This is a genomic window from Arthrobacter sp. KNU-44 (assembly GCF_051843155.1).
In the GTDB taxonomy this organism is placed as follows: Bacteria; Actinomycetota; Actinomycetes; order Actinomycetales; family Micrococcaceae; genus Arthrobacter.
Genome location: NZ_JBPXNG010000002.1, coordinates 3,665,554 through 3,686,744, shown reverse-complemented (window position 1 = coordinate 3,686,744; position 21,191 = coordinate 3,665,554). Strand labels below are relative to the sequence as shown.

The window sequence follows — 21,191 nt, the reverse complement described above, 5'->3', positions numbered from 1 at the left end:
TGGAACCGTGAAGACCAGTGCGCCCTCCTCCTCGATCGAGGACTACGTCAAGGTCATCTACTCCTTTACGGAGTGGCAGGACAAACCCATCACGTCCTCACAGCTCGCGCAGCGGCTCGGTGTCGCCAATTCCTCCGTCTCGGAGATGGTCCGCAAGCTCAAGGACCAAGGCCTGGTTGACCACCAGCCCTACAGCGCCATTACTTTGACACCCCAGGGAATGCAGCTTGCCCTGGGCATGGTCCGCCGGCACCGCCTGATCGAGACCTACCTCGTGAGGGAGTTGGGCTACAGCTGGGATGAAGTCCACGACGAGGCCGAGATGCTCGAGCACGCCGTCTCGGACACCTTCATCGATCGCATGGCCGCCAAGCTGGGCAACCCCGGACGCGATCCCCATGGTGACCCCATCCCCGCCGCGGACGGTTCGGTGAGCCTGCCGCATGCGCACCGGATGATCGAGCTCGACGACGGCCATTCAGGAAAGATCACCCGGATCAGCGACGAAAACCCGGAGCTGCTGAGGTACCTGTCTGCCGAGGAAATCGACCTCGATGCCAGCATCGAGGTGATTGGCCGCAAACCGTTCGGCGGTGCGCTGGTGGTGCGGATCGGAAAAGGTCCGGGCAGCCGCGACTACGATCTCGCCGATGAGGTCGCCTCGGCGCTCTGGGTGGCCACGGACGCCGTCCACGAAGGCTGCGTCCTCGCGGAACGCTGACTAAGCTGTGTACTGAAAAGCCTGTGTCTTAGAAAGCGTGTCCTGGAAAGCACTGTTCAGGCGCGCTGGGCGGCCGTCCCGCCGTCGTCGGCGGCTGGACCTTCCGGAGAGTCCATCACTGCAGCACCCAAGACCGGGTTCCGGATCCCGACGGCGGATGCCGCCGCCCCGAGGAAGAACAGCACAGCGGTGACCACCAGGGCGTTCATGAGACCTTGGCGGGTGAAGACCGGGCCGATGATGAGCCCGGCAAACGCGATGCAGATCAGGCCTGCGATACGGGCAACCGCGTTGTTCACTGCGGAACCGATCCCTGCCTCTTCGGTGGGTACCGCGCCGAGGATGGCCGCGGTGAGGGGCGCAACCAAGGTGCTGAGGCCGATCCCGAAGACGATCTGCCCGGGCAGCACTTGGGTCCAGTAGTTCAAGGGCTCCTGGACGGCCAACGTCATGAGAAAACCGACACCGCAGATGAACGGACCGGCTGTCATGAACCACCGTGGGCCGTACTTGCCTGCCAGTCCGCCGAAGAATGAAGCCGTGAGCATCAGGAGGACCGTCGCGGGAAGCAACGCGATACCCGCAGTGGTTGCTTTCATCCCTCCCACTTGCTGCAAGTAGATGCCTACGGCGAAGAAGCCGAGGGACAGGGCGCCGTAGATGGCCAGCGTGGCGATGTTTCCCCAACCGAAATTACGGATTCCGAAGAGCCGCAGGGGCAGCATTGGTTCCGGGGTCCTGGCTTCGTGGATCAGGAAGAGGACCAGGCCAACGGCTCCGACGGCGAGCGGCATCCAGACCACCATGTTGCTCCAGCCCATGCGCCCTTGTTCGATGAAAGCGTAGACCGGGCCACCGAGTCCCACCATGGCCAGGAATGCGCCGAGGTAGTCGATCTTCTTGCTTGTGTCCGTTGCGGCATCGGACTTCCGCAGCCCCGCGAGGATCGGCCAGACGGCAACGGCCGGAACCACATTGATAAAGAAGATGACGCGCCAGGACAGCAGGTCGACCGATACGCCGCCGATCAACGGGGCGACAATAGCGGCCGCGCTCGTCCAACCGGACCATTGGCCGATTGCCTTGGACTGCGCCGGCCCGGAGAAGAAGGTGACGATCATGGCGAGCGAACTCGGGACAAGCAGTGCCCCGGCGATCCCCTGCAGGGCCCGCGACACCACGAGCACTTCCCCGTTCCAGGCGAGACCGCACGTGACGGAGGTGAGGGTGAAGCCGGCGAGTCCCCACTCCAGGATGCGAGCGCGGCCGAAATGGTCCGAGAGGGATCCGGCGACCAGGATCAGCGCGCCGAGGGTCAAAAGGTAGGCATCCACCACCCATTGCTGGATGACGAGGCCACCACCCAGTTCACGGCCGATCGCCGGGAGCGCGAGGTTCACCACGAAGCCATCCAAAATGGCGATGAAGGAAGCCACAATTGCCACAACAAGGACCCGCTTTTGAAGCGGGGTGCTTGGCAGCAGGGCCGCTGCGTCGGTCATGAGCACAGCCTACGCCTGCTTGTCCGCTCCCGTCCGGATTCCTGCCCGATCCTGCCGCGGCGAAAGTCCCGTATCGTTGAATGGTGATTAGCAGACGTGACGCCGCACTGGCCCTTGATATTTCGATGGAAATGGCCCAACGCCACGGCATCCCCTCCAGGCTTTCACAAGCCGAGCTGAGCGAGCTGCAAGACAATCCACCGCAGTGGCTCGTCCAATCCCGCGCCAACCGCACCGGGAAGCGTCCTGTGTGGGTGCACTTGAGCTGCGTCGTCTGCGGGTACACCGAGGCTGCGCGTCCCAAGAAATGGTGGCCGGAGTTCACCTACGTTTTCTGTGGCCACCACCGGAACAGCGAGGTTCCGGGAATCCTTCCCGGAGAGGTCCGCAGCGAATACGAAGGAATCGGCTCGCGGTTCGTGGGCATTGTGGATGTCCCGGCTTCCGAAGCCTAGTTATTCGGGCGTTCGGCCGCCGGTTGCTTTCGCCTGAAACAGGCGTAGTTTACAAGGAGAGGGCCTTTCAGGACCCTCTTTGCTGGATCTTCACGGAAGATCCGTAGTTAGGGAGCATGACATGCCTGACAAAGCGCCGCACCAGCACGAGACGAAAAAGAGTATCAAGACCATCAAGGAGAAACGGGCAGTGAAGCGTGCCAAGCACGAATCCGACGCCGCGGTGGATCCGGTGGCCCATTTGAGGATGCGGAAGAAGTAGCAAAAAGCCGGAGCCATCTTGGCCCCGGCTTTTTAGCGGACCGGTTCCGTCGTGCACCTGCTCCTCATGAATCCGCGTCAGTCATTTCGCTGGGTACGGCGACAACCGCGTGGATTTTGCCGTCGCGCAGGACCGTCAGGAGGAAAGGCTCTCCTATGGCCTGCGAAAACAAGAGTTTTTGAAGGCTCTCTGCACTGGATACGGCCCGCGACTGAGCACTGAGGACCAGGTCGCCGGCGAGCAGTCCTGCCCGCTCCGCCGGAGATCCGGCGATGACTTCCACAACCCGCAGCGCTTCCTTCTGGCCTGTCCGGATCACCGCACTCGCGTCCAACGGAATAGGGGTGCTCACCAAGCCAAGGTATGCCCGGCGGACCCGGCCGTCCTTCAGCAGGGCGGCGATGATCCGTTGGGTGGTGGTGTTGATGGGCACCGCGAGTCCGAGGCCCAAACCGGCCACGGCGGTGTTGATTCCCACAATCCGCCCTTTGGTGTCGGCAAGGGCTCCCCCGGAATTGCCGGGGTTCAACGCTGCGTCGGTCTGGATGACGTCCTCGATGACCCTGCTGTGCCGGCCGGACCTGACGGGGATGGAACGCCCGAGGCCGCTGACGACGCCCGCGGTCACTGATCCTGCCAGTCCCAGCGGGTTACCCACAGCGATCACCAATTGGCCGACGTGCAGTGACTCCGCGTTGCCCAGGATAGCGGGCAGCGGCGTGTGGTGCCCGCGGACAATGGCGAGATCGGACAAGGGATCCGCACCGACGAGTTCGACGTCGGAATGGGTTCCGTCGGCGAAGATTGCCCGCCCGGAGCGCAGGCCGGAGACCACGTGGGCGTTGGTCAGCATATAGCCGTCACCCGTGAATACGACAGCGGATCCACTTCCGATCCTGACCTGGCCGTTTCTGCGGGCGCTGCTCATCTCCAAAGCTGCGACATGCGGCGTGACGGTCTCTGCAACGTGCATCACTGTCCGCGAGTAGGCGTCCAAGGCTTCGTCATCTGACGGGGCGTCAGGGATGTCCTCGGGAAAAACTTGTTCCGGCAACGTACTCATCGTGCACCTCCTGTAACCGGTGGTGTCTATATCAACGAATACACTGCTGCGGTTAGTCCGTTCCGGCCTACGCCGTGGGTGAACTCTGCCACGCGGTAGATGATTGGGAAGCTAACCCCACAACGCTTTTCGCAGCAGCGCCTTGAGCTGGGCGGCTTCCCCCTCGTCCAGCGCGGCCAACACTTCGGATTCCGCGTGGCGGGCCGCAACGGCTGCTTGGCCGAGCAACTGGCTCCCCTTCGCCGTCGCAGTCACCGTCTTGGCCCGGCGATCCTGCTTGCCTGGTGCCCTGGCCACGAGCTTCCGCTTTTCAAGTTCGTCCACCAAAGCGACGATTTGGCTGGGGTCGAGGCTGAGGAAGTCCGCCAATTCCCGCTGGGTGGGCTCCAGTCCGCTGTTGGCCAGGATCAGCACCGAGTACGAACGCTCCTTGAGGTCAAACTCAGCAAGCGCCCGGTTGTTCACGATCGATCCGCCTGCATGGAGCTTGGCCAACAGGAAACCCACGTCCTGGCTGATAGGCGCGGCGACCAGCCGGTCCTTCGTGGCAGCCTGTTGCTCGTCCTGCGCCTCGATCGTCATAACAAACTCCAATAATCTTCAAAATCAATCGTTGACATTTTTAACTATACGTATTTTCATGGATACAGAAAAGCATCCCACGCCGAGGGCTTGGATGCACGGGTATCGAGCAAAGGAGCAGCGATGAGCCTGTCAGGAAAAGTAGCGATTGTCACCGGAAGCGGCCGGGGACTGGGGCTCGCTTACGCCCGGGAACTCGCCCGTCAGGGCGCGGCGGTAGTCATCAACGACGTCGACGCCGACGTGGCCGGCGAAGCGGTCCGGTCCATCGAAGCCGACGGCGGCCGGGCAGTGGCGGTCGTCGCTCCTGTGGGCAGCACAGAGGCAGCGCAGCAGCTGGTGGAGGCAGCCGTCACGGAATTCGGCCGCCTGGACATCCTCGTCACCAACGCAGGCATCCTGCGGGACAAGAGCCTGCTGAAGATGACGGACGAAGACTTCGACCTGGTCATCAACGTCCACCTTCGCGGCACCTTCACGTGCGCCCGCGAAGCCTTCGGCTATTTCAAGGAGAACGGGATTGCGGGCCGCATCATCGCCATCGGCTCCCCCACCGGGCAGCGCGGCAACTTCGGCCAGACCAACTACGCCGCCGCGAAGGCCGGAATCGTCGGCATGGTCCGTACCTGGGCCCTGGAAATGAAGAAAGCCGGCGTCACTGCCAACGCCGTCATCCCCGTGGCCGCGACGGCAATGACCAAGACCATCCCGTACTTCCGCAAAGCGGTGGAGGCCGACGAACGCGGCGAAGCCATGCCGCATTTCTTCCGCCACGAGCTCGGCTTTGGAACGGCCGACGACGTCTCCGGACTCATTGCCTTCCTCGCCTCCGACGAAGCGGCCGGGATTACCGGCCAAGCCATCGGCGCCGGCGGTGACCGCCTCCAGCTCTGGACCCACCCCGAAGCCGCCGCCACCGAATACCGCGAGGGCGGTTGGGGATACCAGGAACTCGTGGAGAACTTCGGCGCGTTGTTCGGCGACAAGCTGCAAAGCGTCGGCGAGGAATTCCTGCCGCTCCCGGCGGAACTGCAGCCCGAAGCCGCCGCCGCACAGGTCCGCTGACATGGACGCACAGCGTTACGAGCCGGGCATCGACGCCGCAAAACTCGACGCGATCGACATGCACGTCCATCTCGAAGTGGACGGCCATGGCCACGAATCGTTGCCCCAGTCGCTGACGGAAGCTTCCGCCAAGTACTTCAAGTCCGAGGACCGCACGCCCTCGCTGGACCGGATCGCCGAGGTCTACCGCGAACTGAACATGGCCGCCGTCGTCTTCACCGTGGACGCCCGCACCCAGCTCAAGCACGAGCCCAACAGCATCCCGGAACTGATCGCGGGAGCCGCAAGGAACAACGACGTGCTGATCCCGTTCGGCAGCGTGGATCCCCGTACCGGCACCGAGGCCATCCAGGGCGCCAAGCACCAAGCGATCGACTTGGGGGCCCGCGGCTTCAAGTTCCATCCGAGCCTGCAGGGCTTCGATCCCTCCAACGAACAGTTCTACCCGCTCTGGGAGACCCTGCAGGAACTGGGCCTCCCCGCCATTTTCCACACCGGCCAAAACGGCATGGGCGCGGGCCTGCCTGGAGGCTACGGCATCAAGCTGGCCTACTCCAACCCGCTCCTTCTCGACGCCGTGGCCGCCGACTTCCCCGGGCTGCAGATCATCATGGCCCACCCCTCGGTGCCCTGGCAGGATGAGGCCAACTCCATCGCCACGCACAAATCCAACGTGTTCATCGATCTCTCCGGCTGGTCCCCCAAATATTTCCCCGAGTCGCTGGTGCGCATGTCCAACTCGGTGCTGCAGGACAAAGTCCTTTTCGGCACGGACTTCCCGCTCATCACGCCGCAGAAATGGCTGGGCGCCTTCGCGGACCTCCCACTCAAGGACGACGTCCGGCCCAAGATCCTCAAGGACAATGCCGTGCGGCTGCTCGGATTGGACGGCTGACATGAGCCTGGAAACCCATGTGGAGACCGCGGTTACAGAACGCCTCTACGACGTCTGCGACTACTACGATGCCGAGTCCCTGCTCACCGAGGACGAGCGCCGGGTGCTGGGCCGACTGCGGGATTTCCTGGACCGCGAAGCGAAGCCGCTGTTGGCCGACTACTGGGAGCGCGGCGAGTTCCCTACGCGGTTGGCCCGGCCGCTCATCGACCTGGACCTGATGGAACCGGCGGAACTGACCGGCACCGGGGCCACGCCCGCCCGCGGGATCTATCAGGGCTTCAGGGTCTTCGAACTCGCGCGCACGGACGCGTCCCTGGCCACCTGGTACACCGCCCAGGCTGGCCTGTTCCGCACCGCCATCCGCGTCGGCGCCTCCGCCGAACAGCAGGCCCGATGGATGCCCAAGGTCATCGACTTCTCCCTCAAAGGCGTCTTCTCCCTGACCGAACCCGAACACGGTTCGGACATCGCGGGCGGGCTCTCCACCACCGCCCGCTTCGAACCAGACCCCGACGGCGGCACCTGGGTTCTGGACGGCGCCAAACGCTGGATCGGCGGCGCCGCCACCGCCGACGTCCTGGCCGTGTTCGCCCGCGACGTCACCGACGGGCAGGTCAAAGCTTTCCTCGTGGACCGCCAGGCAGCCGGGGTGAGGCTGGAGAAGATCCACGGCAAGACCGCGCTGCGGATGATGCAAAACGCACACATCACCCTCGACGGAGTCCGGGTCCCGGAATCTATGCGCCTGCACAACGTGAACTCCTTCAAAGACGTCGCCGCGATGCTGAAGGCCATGCGCTCGGACGTCGCCTGGATCGCGACCGGCATCCAGGCCGGCGCGTTCGAAGCAGCCCTCCGTTACGTCCGCGAGCGCCACCAGTTCGGCCGCCCGCTGGGTTCCTTCCAGCTGGTCCAGGAAAAGCTGGCCCGGATGCTTGGCAACCTCACCGCAAGCTTGTCCCTCGTGGTCAGGTTGACCGAACAACAGGCCCGCGGGGTCTACCGCGACCAGGACTCCGCGCTCGCCAAGATGCAAAGCTGCCTGGCCATGCGGGAAACAGTCGCCCTGGCCCGCGAGCTGGCAGGCGGCAACGGCATCACGCTGGAGAGTGATGTTGCCCGGTTCCAAGCCGACGCTGAAGCCGTCTATTCCTACGAAGGAACTCACGAGATCAACGCCCTGATCGTCGGGCGCGCACTGACCGGCGAGAGCGCCTTTACCCGCTAACCCACACTCTTCATCCATCACAACCACCAGGAGCCAAAGTGCCCAATCTCGTTGTCGACTTCGACAAATTGCTCACCCTCGCCGGAACCGATCTCGGCGTCACCGAATACCGCGAAATCACCCAAGAACAAATCAACAAGTTCGCTGACGCCACCGGAGACGACCAGTGGATCCACGTCGATCCGGAACGCGCCAAGGAGGGCCCGTTCGGCGCCCCGATCGCCCACGGCTTCCTCACGCTCTCGCTCATCATCCCGTTCTGGGGCGAGCTATTCGACGTCGAAGGCGTCACCACGAAAGTGAACTACGGCCTGGACAAGGTCCGTTTCACTTCCCCGGTCAAGGTGGGCGCGCGAATCCGCATGCAAGCCACCATCGCCGAGGTCACCGAGGTCAAGGGCGGAGCCCAGATCAAGGTGTCCAACACCATCGAAATCGAAGGCCAGGAACGCCCGGCAGTCGTGGCCGAATTCCTCGCCCGTTTCTACAAATAGCGGCCGCTAGGCCCTCTCCCCCACCCCTGCTTTAAGGAACAACGATGTCCCAAATATCGCAGCTTCAATCCATGGACGTGGCTACCAGGCGCAAGGAAGCACGCACCGTCATTGCTTCCAGCTACCTGGGCAGCACCATCGAGTACTACGACTTCCTGCTCTACGCCACAGCCGCAGCCGTGGTCTTCCCCAAGGTCTTCTTCTCGGGAATGGACGACTGGGTGGGTGTCGTGGCCGCTTACGGAACATTCGCCGCAGGATATGTGGCCCGTCCGCTGGGTGGAGTCATCTTCGGGCACTTCGGCGACAAGCTGGGACGCAAGGGAATGCTCATCGTCTCCATGTTGGTCATGGGCCTGGCTTCCGCGCTGATCGGATTGGTCCCGGACGCCTCCGTGGCCGGTCCGTGGGGCGCCGTGATGCTTGTTGTACTCCGCGTCTTCCAGGGCATCGCTGTGGGCGGCGAGTGGGGTGGAGCCGCCTTGATGGCGCTGGAGCATTCGGAATCGGGGAAGCGCGGCTTCGCTGCCTCGTTCGTCAATGCCGGAGCGCCCTCGGGCGCCGTGCTGGGCACCCTCATCATGGGCGCTTTCTCGGCCCTGCCAAACTCCCAGTTCCTCGCTTGGGGCTGGCGGGTTCCCTTCCTGCTCTCGTTTGTCTTGCTTGCAGTGGGCATGTTCGTCCGGCTGAAAGTATCGGAGAGCCCCGTCTTCAAAGCCGCCATCGAACAGGAAAGGATGGCAGAGCAGGAAAGAGTGGCCCGGAACCCGGACAATCGCGCCGCCACGAAGCCCGTCATCCCGCTCCTTCAGGTGCTGCGCCGGCCCAAGACCCTGATATTCACCATGCTCGCCGGGGCCGCGGGCTTTGCCCTCCAGGTGGTCCTGGCAACGTTCGCGGTCACCTTCGCGGTGTCCAAGGGCGCCGACCGCCAGGGCGTGCTTTACGCCTTCGCGGCTGCTTCCTTCATTTCCATCGCCTTCGTGATCCTTGGCGGCAGGCTCTCCGACAAATTGGGCCGGAGGCCCGTGATGATCGGCGGACTCATACTCTTCATCGCCTATCTGATCCCGATGTTCCAGCTGTTGTCCTCGAACAACATCCTCCTGGTCTTCGTCGCCTTCACCGTCGGCCTGATGATCCACTCAACGCTCTTCGGGCCATTGGCCGCCTTCGTGTCCGAGCAGTTCGGCACCACCTCCCGCTACACGGGCGCCTCGCTCGGTTATCAGCTCGCGACGCTCCTCGGTGCGGGCTTCACGCCGGGGATCGTGGCCCAGATCTTCAAGGACTCGGGCAAGGACACCGGCTCGGTGGTCTTCTATCTGGCCGCGATGTCCGTCACCTCCATCATCTTCATCCTGTTGACCCGGGAACCGAAGAACAACGATTTGCAGACCGTCCGGCCTTGAAGCCGTTAAGGGTCTAGCTTGGGAACCAGAAAGGACCGTCATGGAGAATTTTGGCATCGGTTCATGGCTGCAGCGCCGCCGCCCGAAGTCCGGAAGCAAGGTTGCGTTGATCTCCGGAGACCGCCGACTCAGCTATGAGGAATTTGCGGAACGATCGGACAGGCTCGCCAACGCCCTCAAAGCCGGGGGCGTTGCCAAGGGCGACAGAGTGGCCTATCTCGGGGAAAACCATCCCGCTTTCCTGGAAACGCTTTTTGCTTGTGGGCAGCTCGGCGCGATCTTCGTGCCCCTCAACACCCGGTTGGCGCCGCCGGAGATCAATTTCCAGCTTGGGGACTGCGGTGCCGTTGCCCTGATCCACTCAGCGAGCCTCAACGGCCTTGCGGCCAGCGGCGCGGAAGGCACCCGCGTGAGCCGGCGCGTCGTCGTCGGCGATTCCCTCCCGGGCGACAGGAGCGCCGCTTCCGGAAGCGAAACCCCTACGTCGGCGGAGAACTATGAGGACGTCGTCGCCTCGGGAGCGCCCCGGCATCTGGACGAAGAAATCGGGCTCGACGACGGGGCCATGATCCTCTACACGTCCGGAACCACTGGACGCCCCAAGGGTGCGTTGCTGACCCACGGCAACATCACCTGGAACTGCATCAACGTAATTGTCGACTTCGATTTCTCTTCCACGGATGTGGCACTCATGATCTCGCCGATGTTCCACGTTGCGTCGCTCGACATGGGAGTGTTGCCGACGCTTCTCAAGGGCGGGACCGTGGTCCTGGAGTCGAGGTTCGATCCCCAACGCACCCTTGAGCTCATCGAACAGCACGGAGCCACCACCATTAGCGGGGTGCCCACCACCTACCAGATGCTCTGCGAGCATCCGGCCTGGCCGACGTCGGACCTTGGCTCCCTCAACAAGCTGACCTGCGGCGGATCGGCAGTTCCCATGCGCGTCCTCGAAGCATACGAGGCGCGCGGACTGCATTTCTCCAACGGCTACGGAATGACCGAGACGGCGCCTGGCGCCACCACGCTGCCCGCTGCCAGATCCCGCGACAAGGCGGGCTCTTCCGGGCTCCCGCACTTCTTCAGCGATGTCCGGATCGCCGACGTCGCGGGCGGCCTTGCCGAGCAGGGCCTGGTGGGCGAAATCCAGATCCAAGGCCCCAACGTCATCCACGAATACTGGAATCGGCCCGATGCCACGGCTGAATCGTATGAAGACCGCGGCTGGTTCAAGTCCGGAGACATGGGCTACAAGGACGAAGAAGGATTCGTCTTCGTCTCGGACAGGCTCAAGGACATGATTATCTCAGGCGGCGAGAATATCTACCCGGCCGAGGTGGAACAAGCGATCAGTGAGCTGGACGCCGTGGGCAGCGTTGCAGTCATCGGCGTGCCCGACGAGAAGTGGGGAGAGGTGCCACGCGCCGTGGTGGTTCTGCGCGAGGGAGCCTTTTTGACCGAGGACGGACTCAAGGAGCACCTGGCCGGCAGGCTGGCCCGCTACAAAATCCCGAAGACTGTGGTGTTCGTGGACGACATGCCGCGAACGGCCAGTGGAAAGATCCGCAAAAGCGAGCTCCGCCGGAGCACCGTTTCCTGAGGAGTTCGCTTCCAAGGTGCGTGACACCTCAGCATTGCTGGCGGGTCAGCGTCCGGTTTCGATCGGGATGCATGACGCGGATCCACCGAGGGATGGTGCGGCGTCGGCAAGGATCGCATCGACGTGGACCAGTGCCGAAGCCGCAAGGCCGTCGTACACCAGTACGAAGATCTTGCGGGCTTCGGCCAATGGCCAATTCTCGGGGAGGAGTTCCGCGGGCAGGTCGGGGTCGTTCCAAGGAAAGGCGCGCCAAGCGTCCATGGCCATCGTGCGGACGCGGAAGGCCTCTGCCGCGGTCACAAGGCCGGCCTCCACCTTCTCCACCCATGGACTGTAGCTCTCGATGAAGGGCGCGTACTGCTCCGCCAGCTCCTCGGGAGACCAGGCGGTGATGAGGTTTTTTCCGCGCAGGGTCTGGTCCGCTGTCCGGAAGATGACGTAGTCCTCGACGCCAAAGGACGCGCAGTTTTCTTCCAGTTCCTCGGCATGGTCCCGCGGCGATACCCACAGTGCCCCGTAAACGGGGGCGAATCCCCGCCACCGAAGCCGCGATCGGAACATATCGCGGATTTCCCTGGAGGACTCGGGAACAGAGAAAGCGATCACCGTCCAGGCACCGTCCCAAGCGTTGCTTTGGCTACCGAACAAGCGCACTTGTTCAAATCCGATGCGCAGCCGCGTCCGGGCCCGCTGGGTGAACCGATACCGCGACGTCCTTCCAGCGCTGGACTGTTCCAACACTCCCCTGCTTGCCAAGCGGCTGAGGCCCGTCGCGCAGGCGGAGGGCGATACACCAAGCGGGGCCGCCAGGGCCGCGATCAATTTGGCGGGAATCCATTCGTCCGTGTTTTGCCAGAAATCGCCGAGCATCGTGGTGAGCAGATGCTGGGTAGAGGAACCCTTCAAGGGGCGCGGAAAATCCACGGGGGCCTCGGGGACCAACCCGGGAGCTGAGGAAGCAGTCGCTGGCGTCACCCATCCATTCTGTCAGTCCTCGCACCGCCACCCTTTATTATGCACTTGCATTGACGGACGTGGATTATGTCGCATACTATTTTTGTACGAGTGATGCAGACCACAATTCTCAGCGGAACTCAGCCCTGCCGCACTGCGAGCCCCAAGCCCCTTTCACACTCAGGAGATCCGCAATGACCGCTGGTCCCACCGTTCCGCCGACAGCACTGACGCCGTCCGCTGACATCGCCCCTTCAACAACCCACGCCGGCACCGGACATGCCCGCCGTGCTGCCGTCGCGAGCTTCATCGGCAGCACGCTCGAGTACTACGATTTCTTCATCTACGGCTCGGCGTCAGCCCTGATCTTCAACAAGATCTTCTTCCCCGGAATCGACCCGGCACTGGGCACCCTTCTTTCCATGGCGACCATCGGAATCGGATATTTCGTCCGTCCGCTGGCCGCGAGTGTCATCGGACACTTCGGCGACCGCATCGGCCGCCGCCAGATGCTGGTGCTCACCTTGGTCATGATGGGGGTTGCCACCTTCCTCATCGGGTGCCTGCCGCCCACTGCAGCCATCGGCGCTGCAGCCCCTGTCCTCCTGGTTCTGCTGCGTGCCCTACAGGGCGCTTCCGCCGCCGGAGAATCGGTTGGCGCGGTCACCATGACGCTGGAGCACGCACCCAGCAACAAGCGGGCGTTCTACGGGAGTTGGGTCAACACCGGCGCCGTCGCCGGAATCATGCTCGCCTCCCTCGCCTTCCTCGCGGTGTCCCTCCTTCCGCAAGCTGAATTGCTGAGCTGGGGCTGGCGCTTGCCATTCCTTGCGAGCATCATTGTCGTGGCCGTGGGCCTGTACATCCGGCTTCGCCTTCCCGAGTCCGAGGTGTTCGAATCGGCAAAGGAATCCGAGAGCTCCAAGGAACTTCCGCTGAAAGTCGTCCTGCGGGACCACTGGACCACTATCATCAAGGTCATCTTCTTTGGTCTATGGAGCGTCGTCTCCTCGATCTTCGCGGCCTTCGCGCTTGCCTACTCTGGAAAGTTCGGGATCCCCGCCGCCCTCATGCTCACCGTCACCATCGTGACTGCGGCCCTCGGGATCGTCGTCCAGCCGTACGCAGGCATCCTCGCCGACAGAATCGGCCGCAAGCCCGTGTTTATTGCCGGCAACATCATCTGCGCCGCATCGGCCTTCGCATTCTTCTGGTCAATCAGCGCCGGCTCGATCGCGCTGATCTTCGTCACGGCCATCATGTTCATGACGGTTGGTTATGGCTTGGTCAATCCGCTCGGCCCCTCGATGACGGCCGAGATGTTCGAAACCCGGATCCGATACACGGGTGCAGCAACAGCCTCGCAGCTCGGGTTGATTGTCACCGGATTCGCGCCGACCATCGCAGCGGCAATTGTGCAACCCGGCCCCAACGGCTGGGTGCCCGTCGCTGCTTTCACCGCGGGCTGCTGCCTCGTCTCCGCCGCAGTGACGGCAATTTGGGTCAAAGAGACCTACAAAGTACCTACCGAAGCGCTGGGCACGAAGACCTCCAGTCCGTCTTAAGCATCCGCGGAGGAGGTACGGCTTCGTGCCTCCTCCGCGGACCGAACTCCCTCAACCTAAAGGACCGCCTACGTGAGCCCGCTTCCCGTACTCATCGAGACCGACGTCGAAACCCGCATGACCGATGGCACAGTCCTGCGGTCAACCGTTTACCGCCCCGCGGACGACGGCGGCGGACGGTTTCCGGTCCTGCTCACCAGAACTCCTTACGGCAGGGACCTCGCGGTGAATTCCGCCTATTTCAACCCCGCAACCGTAGCGGCCCAGGGTTATGGAGTGATTCTCCAGGACTGCCGTGGCCGGTTCGGCTCGGACGGTGTCTTCACTCCCTCAATCAACGAAGCCTCCGACGGCGCGGATACCGTTGCCTGGGCCGCCGGGCTGCCGTGGTCCGACGGCAGCGTCGGAATGTGGGGCCGTTCCTATTTTGCCGAGACCCAATGGCGCGCCGCATCGTTGTCCCCGGGCGCCCTGCGTGCCCTGGCCCTCGGCGTTTCGGCCGGGGGAAACGCCAACAACGGTGCCCTATACCGGGGTGGAGCCCACGAGCTCGGGAGCCGGCTCGGCTGGGGCCACGCCTCAATCTCCGTCAACGAACTGCTCCGCGAGTTCGACGACGACCCCGAGCGACTAGAAAAGGAACTCGAATCCTGGCTCGATCTTGACCGCGGCTTCGCCGATGGATGGCTCTTCGACACACTTCCGCTGCGCAGGCTCTCCCCGAAATTCGGAAGTTTCATGATTTCCCATGTGCTGCCGTCCGCAGGTGAGGATCCGGGCAGCCGCTTCACCAAACTGTGGGACGCCGCATCGGCGGTGCCCGTCCCGCTGCCGACCCTGCACATCGGCGGCTGGTTCGACATCTTCGCGCCCAACACCCTCGAACAGTACGGAAAGCAGCTCGAGCTGAGCCGGGTCCAAGGCTCCCCCGTGCCCCGCCTCATCGTCGGCCCTTGGACCCACACGAACTTCACCGGCGCCTACCCGGACATCAACTTCGGGATCGCCGCGGCGTCAGGGATGATGAACGGTTTGGGGGACTTGTCGCGGATCCACACCGACTGGTTCGACGCCGTCCTCAAGAACCGGCCGGAGCGCCTGCGACGCGTTCCCCCGGTGTTGCTCTACTTCATGGGCGAGAACCAGTGGCGCGGCTTCGAGGAACTCCCGGTTCCAGCCAGCGAACGATCATGGTACTTCGGACGTGACGGCTCCCTCTCCCCCGAGCCCGAAGCAGACGGCATTGCCGAATACGACTACGATCCCCTCCACCCTGTGCCCACGGTGGGAGGAGCCACGATGATCCACGGCACCTTCCCTGCAGGACCCGCCCGGCAGGAAACCGTCGAAGAGCGTGAAGATGTCCTCGTCTTCACCAGCGAAGCCTTCACCGAGACCGTGACCCTGTTCGGGGAAGTGCGGGCCAGTTTTTTCGCCTCCACTTCCGCCGTCGACACGGATTTCGTGGTGCGTCTTTGCCGGGTAGCTGCCGACGGAACATCCATTTCGCTGGCGGACGGAATCGTCCGGGCCTCCTGGCGGGACAGCTATGCGGAGACTGGACGCTACTCTCCTGGCCACGTGCCTTCCCTCGTAGAGCCGGGCAGCATCCACGAATACACGGTGAGCCTGTGGCAGACCGCGTACACTTTCGCACCCGGCGAGCGACTCCGGGTGCAAGTCACCTCCAGCTGCCATCCGCGCTGGGACAGGAACCTGAACACCGACAAGCGCGCCTACGACTCCGACGAGACCATCGTTGCGCGGCAAAGCATCCACTTCGGCGAGCTCCACCCGAGCCGCCTGATCGCGGGCATACTGTGACCACCGACCGGACGGCGTCGCCCGGACTGTCATTCTTCGCCGAAGTCTCTGTCGATGTCGGGCCGCCGGTCGACGTCGGGACCACGCCGGAGGGGCACCGCCGGATCGTGCCGATCACCGGAGGAACTTTCCACGGCTCCCATGTCACCGGCAGGGTCCTCCCCGGCGGTGCCGACTACCAGATACTGCGCAGCCGGGAGCTCACCGAACTGGATGCCCGCTATGCCCTGGAAACGGACACCGGACAACGCATCTACGTCCACAACACGGCGCTCCGCCACGGCACGGAAGAGGACATCGAGCGACTGAACCGCGGCGAGCATGTCGCCCCCGACCGCATCTACTTTCGCTGCTGGCCGCGCCTGACCACTTCTGCGCCCGAACTCGCTTGGCTCAACAACCGTCTGGCTATCGGAACCGGCGAACGCCATCCCGACCAGGTGGTCGTGCGGATCTTTCTGATCGACTAACGGAACCGTCGACGGCGACTGTGAATGCCGCCGTCGTGACCTTCTTTGAGCTGGTTAACAACCCCACTCGACGGACCGGAACAGCGGTCACGTAGGGATCCCCGAAAACAAGTAGGGACTACTCAAGACAGCAATCGCCCGCAGTCCTAGCGTGTCGGACAGCGTCCATGCCACAAGAGATGGGCGGATTGCAACGACTGGGCCCGGACTGGCGAGGGGCCGCAGCCAAAGAAGCAAGGGGGCTTGCTGAATGGACTACCCGCTTTTCAAGAACCGGGGTCGGTGCATCGCCTACGCAAACGATCAGGAGAAGGACCGACTCCTTACCGGGCCCGCCCTCCCAGCCTAGGCAGACGGGGCGAGGGCCTTTCGCAGCACAATGCCGGACCCAGCCGACGGGCTGAGATTGGGGAGAACGTGGACGGGCAACAATGGATATGGGTCGTAATGGTCCTTGTCGGAGCGGCATTGGTAGCCGGCGTGATGGTCTTTGGCCACCAGCGGCGCCGGCTGGTTGATAGCAAACGCGTCGCAAAACATCGCGACCGGGAACCCGGGAGTCCCACGGACAACGTCGACCGCTCGGATGACGAGCCTGCGGCCCGGAGTCCGCACCACTAGGACGGCCCCGGTGCCCGCCACCCACACCCACAGGTGGTCGACCCTCACCAAAATAGTGTCGTTCCCACACAGCTGCTTGAGTGTCCGCTACCTGTCTTTTGGACCGGGCACTCGATTCCTTCCGGGTGTCCCGCTCAGCGAGTAGCGGAGGGATTCCCTGCGCGGAAACCGGTTGGGGTGACAGGCTAGTCGCGAAGGTGACCGACGTGTACAGTCGGTTTTCGCGACCCCTTCCGGCGTCCCCGACCGGGTCCGAGGAGTAAGGAGTGACTGTGACGCTGCCTGCGGTCGACAAACGCGAACAGCCGGAAGGCGAGCGTGAAAGCCCGTCCGGTGCTTTCACGTCGAAGTCTGCCGCCGGTCTGATCGTCGGGCTAGCCCTCGTTGCACTGTTAGCGGTTGTGCGGGTGCTGGCACCATCCACGCCGGAGGTCCTTGCGCTTCCCAACGCCGCCCGCGACTTTGCCACGCTGTCGATCAGCGTTGTCATCGAGTCCCTGCCGTTCGTTTTCCTCGGGATTGTCCTCTCGATCGCCGTCCAGGTCTGGCTGCCGGAGGGCCTGCTGCTCCGCCGCCTGCCCCGGAGCCTGGTGTTGCGGAGGCTGGTCCTCTCGCTCCTGGGAATGCTGCTGCCTGTTTGCGAGTGCGGCAATGTTCCGCTGGCGCGTGGTCTGGTGGTCAACGGCCTCACGGTTGCGGAATCGATGACCTTCCTGTTCGCGGCACCCATCCTGAACCCTGTCACCATCGTCACCACCGCGCAGGCGTTTGGGTGGGACAACGGCATCCTGGCCTCCCGCGTCCTGGGCGGTTTTTTCATCGCCAACCTTGTCGGTTGGATCTACAGCCGGCATCCGCGGCCCGGGGAACTGCTGACCGCCCGGTTCCAGGAAACGTGTTCAGTGGCAGTCCACCACGCCGGCTCTGCCGGGAGGATCAGGCGCAGCGTGCAGATGTTCTCGCAGGAGACGCGCGCAATGATGCCTGCCCTCTTTATTGGTGCAGGCATGGCGGGGCTGATCCAGGTTGCCGTTTCCCGAGAAGTGCTGGTGGCCCTGGGCAGCAACCCGGTCTGGTCTGTCCTGGCGTTGATGTTGCTGGCCTTCGTCGTTGCGATCTGCTCAAACGTGGATGCCTTCTTTATCCTGTCGTTCGGAGCAACCTTCATGCCGGGAGGCATCGTGGCTTTCCTCGTCTTCGGGCCCATGATCGACGTGAAAATGCTCGCCCTGATGCGCACCACGTTCACTGCGAAGACCCTGCTTCAGCTCAGCTTGCTGGTGGCGCTTTGCGCCGCGGTCCTCGGATTGGCGGTCAACTATGGTCATTAGGCGGCTCGTGGGCCGCTGGCAGGGCGTGGTCCTCAGCCTGATCGGCCTCATCGCGACGGTCTGGCTGGGCTTGTCAGGACAGCTTGCCTTGTACATCCATCCACGGTATTTCGTGTTCACGGTCATCATGGCCGTGATCGCAGGAGTGCTTGCCCTGGCGGCCTTCGCCTTTGCTCCCATTACCCACGACGGGCACGCGCACGACAACGAGCACGGCGATGAGGCCGGGTCGCGATGGGGCTGGCTGTGGCCGGTCGGGAGTGTGCTGACCATCAGCGCCGCCGTCGTCGCGTTGCTGATCCTGCCGCCGTCGACCCTTACTACTGCCACTGTCGCACAGCGGGACCTCAACGGCTCAGCATCCGCCCTCACCCTGAAAGCACCCGCGCTGCCGGGCAAGGGAGACTACTCCGCGTTCACGGTGAGGGACTGGGCATCATTGCTTCGGTCCGGCGCTGGGCAGGACTTTTTCGCCGACAAGACTGCCACCGTGACCGGGTTCGTCAGTGCGGACAAGACAGATCCAAACGTCTTTTTCGTGACCCGTTTTGTCGTGACCTGCTGCGCCGTTGATGCCCAGCCGATTGGCGTTCCCGTTTATCACCCCGGGTGGCAAAACGAATACAAAGCCGACAGCTGGGTCACGGTCACCAGCAGCTTTCGTGCCAACCCCAACACGGCCAGTCGCGAGGCAATCGTCCTGATACCGGACTCCATCAAGCCCACCACACAGCCGGCACAGCCCTATGTCTACTAAGCGCCGTCCCGTCTCGGCCAAGCGGGCTGCAGCGATTGCGTCCGCGGCAGAGTTCCTGGCCGGCCGCCGTTTTGCCCGGCGCCTCTACGGCACTATCGCGATCCTCGCCCTGCTTGCCGGCGCACTGACCGCGGCGAATCTTTCGAAACTTCCGCACCCCAACACCTCGGTCTTGGCCAACTCCTCCGCACCCGCGGAATCCGGCCTCTACACGCTGCAGAGGGACACCGGCAAAGACAACACAGGGCGAAAGAAGCCGGACACCATCCTCGCCACAAGCCTCACCGCCAGTGACCAGGGCACGGTCATTGCCAGCGCTCCCCGCATCCAGGAATATGCGGCCCTTCCCTCCGCCCTTGCCGTCGTAACCCTCAACGATGACAACACCAGCTCGCTTGAGATCGTCCCCCTCACCGGCGGCCCGCCCACACTCGTTCCATTGCCGGGCCTGGGGACAGTGGCGAACCTTCACGCGGCAGGATCCAAGCACCTCATTGGTTTCACCTTCACCGCTTCTTCGGGCACCGGCCAGTACTGGAAATCACTCTTCGTGTACGACGTCGACAATCCGTCCTCGGGCCCGCGGGCCATCCAGGGGATCAACGGTCCGGTCTCGGCCGCGGACTGGCGCTTTGTCCCGGGCGGGGCCACCTTGGTGGCGCAAACCGACGACCAGTCCATGTTCATCATTGATGCGCTGGAAACCGGAAAAGTGTCGCCTCTGGGCGCGCATGCCGGGATCCTCGGATTCGTCCCCGGCACCGACGAACTCGCCGTCGCCGACGCAGGGCTGAAAAAGGGCGTAGACCCGCCGCGGTACTCGACCATCAACCTCACCACCGGCACACTCACGACGCTGACCCTTACCGACACTTTCGCGCGCGATGCTGCGACCGGGGTCGGCACCTACGCGAGCCAGCCCATGGTCCTCGACGCTTCTGGCCTATATGCGCAAGTCGTGAGAAAGTACGACGCCGGAAATGAGGCCTCCGTCATCAACCTCGCCGACAAGAACGGCTCGCGCGTGCTCTACCAGCCGGCCGCCGAATGGTCCCGCATCCTGGACATGTGCGTGTCTCCGTCCCGCGACTACCTCGCCGTTGAGACAGCGGCCCCGAAATACGTCGGGGACCAATACCCCGTGCTCCCCGAACCTTCCCCCATGCGGACCGACCTCGTGGACCTGAAATCGGGTACTGTCCTCAAAAGCGTTCCCGGTTTCCTGCCGAGCTGGTGCCGTTGAGCGAACCCGGGCAACGGTTGGCTCCGGAGGTCTGTTGCTCCGCACCCGCACAAAGAAAAACACCCCGGTCCGAAGACCGGGGTGTTACCGATGACCCGACTCATCCATGAAGGATGTCTCGACTCATCACAAAAAGTGGAGATGGGGGGAATTGAACCCCCGTCCGATGTCGTGTTGTCAGGGCTTCTCCGGGCGCAGTTCGCGTCGGACTTTCTCGGCCCCAGCTATCGTGCGAACAAGTAGCTGATCCGGGCCCAGTCATCTAAGAGTCCCGCTTGCCTCGATGACGAAGGCAAACAGCAGTGGCTATCTAAATGACGCCAGGATCCGGGGCAATAGCAACCTCGGGCTGACGGACTGTCTTACTGCTTAGGCAGCAAGAGCGAAGTCAGTGCGCTTTGAATTGGCACTTATTGGTTTGCAGACAGCGTTTACGAGATAATTCTGCATCCTCGGCCCGCTTCACCTGTCGCGACTAACATCGTCGAAACCGATCATCCCCGTATTTTGTTATCAATCCCCGCAGCACGATGATCGCTCGAAAGCTACCACCATGAAAACCTGCCGGGTTAATCAGCATAACGCATCGCGGCACCTGAACATTCCGGGACACGCTTTGGCTGGCGACGCACTGGCAGCGTTTTGCGGACAAGTCAGCGGCGGTTGCGCTCGCGCAGTTCACGCAGCGATTCACGCTTGTCCTGCTGCTCGCGCAAGGTCTGCCGCTTGTCGTAATCCTTCTTGCCTCGAGCCAACGCAATCTCGACCTTGGCGCGTCCATCCAGGAAGTACAGCTGGAGCGGCACGACCGTCAGCCCTGTCTCGCGGATCTTGCCGGAGATTTTGTTGAGTTCCTCGCGGTGAAGCAACAGCTTCCGACGGCGGCGCGCGGCGTGGTTGGTCCAGCTCCCCTGGTTGTACTCAGGGATATGGATGCCCTCCATCCACAACTCGTCATTGTAGAAAGTACAGAAGCCATCCACCATGGAGGCATGGCCCTCACGCAGGGACTTTACTTCGGTTCCCATGAGGGCAATGCCGGCCTCATAGGTATCCAATATGTGGTAGTCATGCCGAGCCTTGCGATTGGTGGCCACTACCTTACGGCCACTTTCCTTGGGCACGGTAGAACTCCTTGGTTGTC

Annotated in this window: 21 protein-coding genes and 1 other RNA gene; 15 read left to right on the top strand and 7 right to left on the bottom strand. The window is 63.2% G+C overall.

The window, feature by feature from the left end; genetic code table 11:
• The first annotated feature begins 7 nt into the window (after positions 1–7).
• On the top strand, positions 8–721 hold the full coding sequence (locus ACSVHC_RS18295) for a metal-dependent transcriptional regulator (RefSeq protein ID WP_345452761.1): 714 nt from the start codon (positions 8–10) through the stop codon (positions 719–721).
• A gap of 56 nt (positions 722–777) precedes the next feature.
• On the opposite strand, the gene ACSVHC_RS18290 is transcribed toward ACSVHC_RS18295, so the two are convergent.
• Positions 778–2,229 (bottom strand): MFS transporter, encoded by a 1,452-nt coding sequence (locus ACSVHC_RS18290; protein WP_437770793.1) that lies wholly within the window; start codon positions 2,227–2,229, stop codon positions 778–780.
• 74 nt (positions 2,230–2,303) lie between these two features.
• On the opposite strand from ACSVHC_RS18290, the gene ACSVHC_RS18285 reads away from it, so the two are divergent.
• Complete coding sequence (locus tag ACSVHC_RS18285) at positions 2,304–2,678, top strand: hypothetical protein (protein WP_236811805.1); 375 nt, start codon at positions 2,304–2,306, stop codon at positions 2,676–2,678.
• Positions 2,679–2,799: 121 nt separating this feature from the next.
• Complete coding sequence (locus ACSVHC_RS18280; protein ID WP_234747959.1) at positions 2,800–2,940, top strand: hypothetical protein; 141 nt, start codon at positions 2,800–2,802, stop codon at positions 2,938–2,940.
• A gap of 64 nt (positions 2,941–3,004) precedes the next feature.
• Here the strand turns inward: ACSVHC_RS18280 and ACSVHC_RS18275 are convergent, their stop codons facing one another.
• Positions 3,005–4,003, bottom strand: coding sequence for a S1C family serine protease (locus ACSVHC_RS18275; RefSeq protein WP_437770794.1), 999 nt, complete (start codon positions 4,001–4,003; stop codon positions 3,005–3,007).
• A 111-nt stretch (positions 4,004–4,114) separates the two neighbouring features.
• Positions 4,115–4,585 carry a MarR family winged helix-turn-helix transcriptional regulator gene (locus tag ACSVHC_RS18270; protein WP_437770795.1) on the bottom strand — a complete coding sequence of 157 codons (471 nt, stop codon included), beginning with the start codon at positions 4,583–4,585 and terminating at the stop codon, positions 4,115–4,117.
• A 123-nt stretch (positions 4,586–4,708) separates the two neighbouring features.
• Here ACSVHC_RS18270 and ACSVHC_RS18265 point away from each other — a divergent pair, with 123 nt between their 5' ends.
• From ACSVHC_RS18265 to ACSVHC_RS18240, 6 genes are read left to right on the top strand one after another with little or no spacing between them, the layout of a single operon-like run.
• Positions 4,709–5,650 (top strand): SDR family NAD(P)-dependent oxidoreductase, encoded by a 942-nt coding sequence (locus ACSVHC_RS18265; RefSeq protein WP_437770796.1) that lies wholly within the window; start codon positions 4,709–4,711, stop codon positions 5,648–5,650.
• A gap of 1 nt (position 5,651) precedes the next feature.
• Positions 5,652–6,545, top strand: a complete 894-nt coding sequence (locus tag ACSVHC_RS18260; RefSeq protein ID WP_437770797.1) for an amidohydrolase family protein — start codon at positions 5,652–5,654, stop codon at positions 6,543–6,545.
• 1 nt (position 6,546) lies between these two features.
• A complete protein-coding gene (locus ACSVHC_RS18255; RefSeq protein ID WP_437770798.1) occupies positions 6,547–7,776 on the top strand; it encodes an acyl-CoA dehydrogenase family protein in 1,230 nt (409 codons plus the stop codon).
• A 38-nt stretch (positions 7,777–7,814) separates the two neighbouring features.
• Positions 7,815–8,270, top strand: a complete 456-nt coding sequence (locus tag ACSVHC_RS18250) for a MaoC family dehydratase (RefSeq protein ID WP_437770799.1) — start codon at positions 7,815–7,817, stop codon at positions 8,268–8,270.
• A 44-nt stretch (positions 8,271–8,314) separates the two neighbouring features.
• Entirely contained in the window at positions 8,315–9,682 is a 1,368-nt protein-coding gene (locus ACSVHC_RS18245) for an MFS transporter (protein WP_437770800.1), read from the top strand.
• 40 nt (positions 9,683–9,722) lie between these two features.
• Positions 9,723–11,282, top strand: coding sequence for an acyl-CoA synthetase (locus ACSVHC_RS18240; RefSeq protein ID WP_437770801.1), 1,560 nt, complete (start codon positions 9,723–9,725; stop codon positions 11,280–11,282).
• A gap of 45 nt (positions 11,283–11,327) precedes the next feature.
• Here ACSVHC_RS18240 and ACSVHC_RS18235 read toward each other — a convergent pair whose 3' ends face one another.
• A complete protein-coding gene (locus ACSVHC_RS18235) occupies positions 11,328–12,257 on the bottom strand; it encodes a PaaX family transcriptional regulator (RefSeq protein WP_437770802.1) in 930 nt (309 codons plus the stop codon).
• Between the two features lie 173 nt (positions 12,258–12,430).
• On the opposite strand from ACSVHC_RS18235, the gene ACSVHC_RS18230 reads away from it, so the two are divergent.
• The 3 genes from ACSVHC_RS18230 (at position 12,431) to ACSVHC_RS18220 (ending at position 16,095) form a co-directional block, all read left to right on the top strand.
• Positions 12,431–13,801: an MFS transporter gene (locus tag ACSVHC_RS18230; protein WP_437770803.1), complete on the top strand. Its 1,371-nt coding sequence runs from the start codon at positions 12,431–12,433 to the stop codon at positions 13,799–13,801.
• A 72-nt stretch (positions 13,802–13,873) separates the two neighbouring features.
• On the top strand, positions 13,874–15,625 hold the full coding sequence (locus tag ACSVHC_RS18225; RefSeq protein WP_437770804.1) for a CocE/NonD family hydrolase: 1,752 nt from the start codon (positions 13,874–13,876) through the stop codon (positions 15,623–15,625).
• The gene (locus ACSVHC_RS18220; RefSeq protein WP_437770805.1) at positions 15,622–16,095 is read left to right on the top strand and encodes a DUF3237 domain-containing protein; all 474 of its coding nucleotides are present in this window, start codon (positions 15,622–15,624) and stop codon (positions 16,093–16,095) included. The genes ACSVHC_RS18225 and ACSVHC_RS18220 overlap by 4 nt, the downstream gene beginning before the upstream one ends.
• Before the next feature lie 345 nt (positions 16,096–16,440).
• Here ACSVHC_RS18220 and ACSVHC_RS18215 read toward each other — a convergent pair whose 3' ends face one another.
• Positions 16,441–16,764 (bottom strand): hypothetical protein, encoded by a 324-nt coding sequence (locus ACSVHC_RS18215; RefSeq protein ID WP_437770806.1) that lies wholly within the window; start codon positions 16,762–16,764, stop codon positions 16,441–16,443.
• A gap of 218 nt (positions 16,765–16,982) precedes the next feature.
• On the opposite strand from ACSVHC_RS18215, the gene ACSVHC_RS18210 reads away from it, so the two are divergent.
• Genes ACSVHC_RS18210 through ACSVHC_RS18200 form a run of 3 tightly spaced genes read left to right on the top strand, consistent with a single transcriptional unit; the run spans position 16,983 to position 20,047 of the window.
• Positions 16,983–18,047 (top strand): permease, encoded by a 1,065-nt coding sequence (locus ACSVHC_RS18210; protein ID WP_439181191.1) that lies wholly within the window; start codon positions 16,983–16,985, stop codon positions 18,045–18,047.
• On the top strand, positions 18,037–18,804 hold the full coding sequence (locus ACSVHC_RS18205) for a TIGR03943 family putative permease subunit (protein WP_437770807.1): 768 nt from the start codon (positions 18,037–18,039) through the stop codon (positions 18,802–18,804). Before ACSVHC_RS18210 ends, ACSVHC_RS18205 begins: the two co-directional genes overlap by 11 nt.
• The gene (locus tag ACSVHC_RS18200) at positions 18,794–20,047 is read left to right on the top strand and encodes a hypothetical protein (protein ID WP_437770808.1); all 1,254 of its coding nucleotides are present in this window, start codon (positions 18,794–18,796) and stop codon (positions 20,045–20,047) included. Before ACSVHC_RS18205 ends, ACSVHC_RS18200 begins: the two co-directional genes overlap by 11 nt.
• A gap of 133 nt (positions 20,048–20,180) precedes the next feature.
• On the opposite strand, the gene ssrA is transcribed toward ACSVHC_RS18200, so the two are convergent.
• Together ssrA and smpB are read right to left on the bottom strand one after the other, a co-directional pair.
• Positions 20,181–20,549: a transfer-messenger RNA gene (gene ssrA / locus ACSVHC_RS18195) on the bottom strand.
• Positions 20,550–20,700: 151 nt separating this feature from the next.
• A complete protein-coding gene (smpB, locus tag ACSVHC_RS18190; protein WP_028264808.1) occupies positions 20,701–21,171 on the bottom strand; it encodes an SsrA-binding protein SmpB in 471 nt (156 codons plus the stop codon).
• Positions 21,172–21,191: the final 20 nt, after the last annotated feature.

What these genes read in the sequence shown, in the direction of transcription:
- ACSVHC_RS18230 (WP_437770803.1), top strand. Translation starts at nt 12,431, where the DNA reads ATGACCGCTGGTCCCACCGTTCCGCCGACAGCACTGACGCCGTCCGCT.
- ACSVHC_RS18270 (WP_437770795.1), bottom strand. Translation starts at nt 4,585, where the DNA reads ATGACGATCGAGGCGCAGGACGAGCAACAGGCTGCCACGAAGGACCGG.
- ACSVHC_RS18285 (WP_236811805.1), top strand. Translation starts at nt 2,304, where the DNA reads ATGGTGATTAGCAGACGTGACGCCGCACTGGCCCTTGATATTTCGATG.
- ACSVHC_RS18205 (WP_437770807.1), top strand. Translation starts at nt 18,037, where the DNA reads ATGGTCATTAGGCGGCTCGTGGGCCGCTGGCAGGGCGTGGTCCTCAGC.
- ACSVHC_RS18245 (WP_437770800.1), top strand. Translation starts at nt 8,315, where the DNA reads ATGTCCCAAATATCGCAGCTTCAATCCATGGACGTGGCTACCAGGCGC.
- ACSVHC_RS18260 (WP_437770797.1), top strand. Translation starts at nt 5,652, where the DNA reads ATGGACGCACAGCGTTACGAGCCGGGCATCGACGCCGCAAAACTCGAC.
- ACSVHC_RS18240 (WP_437770801.1), top strand. Translation starts at nt 9,723, where the DNA reads ATGGAGAATTTTGGCATCGGTTCATGGCTGCAGCGCCGCCGCCCGAAG.
- ACSVHC_RS18200 (WP_437770808.1), top strand. Translation starts at nt 18,794, where the DNA reads ATGTCTACTAAGCGCCGTCCCGTCTCGGCCAAGCGGGCTGCAGCGATT.
- ACSVHC_RS18255 (WP_437770798.1), top strand. Translation starts at nt 6,547, where the DNA reads ATGAGCCTGGAAACCCATGTGGAGACCGCGGTTACAGAACGCCTCTAC.
- ACSVHC_RS18280 (WP_234747959.1), top strand. Translation starts at nt 2,800, where the DNA reads ATGCCTGACAAAGCGCCGCACCAGCACGAGACGAAAAAGAGTATCAAG.
- ACSVHC_RS18275 (WP_437770794.1), bottom strand. Translation starts at nt 4,003, where the DNA reads ATGAGTACGTTGCCGGAACAAGTTTTTCCCGAGGACATCCCTGACGCC.
- ACSVHC_RS18265 (WP_437770796.1), top strand. Translation starts at nt 4,709, where the DNA reads ATGAGCCTGTCAGGAAAAGTAGCGATTGTCACCGGAAGCGGCCGGGGA.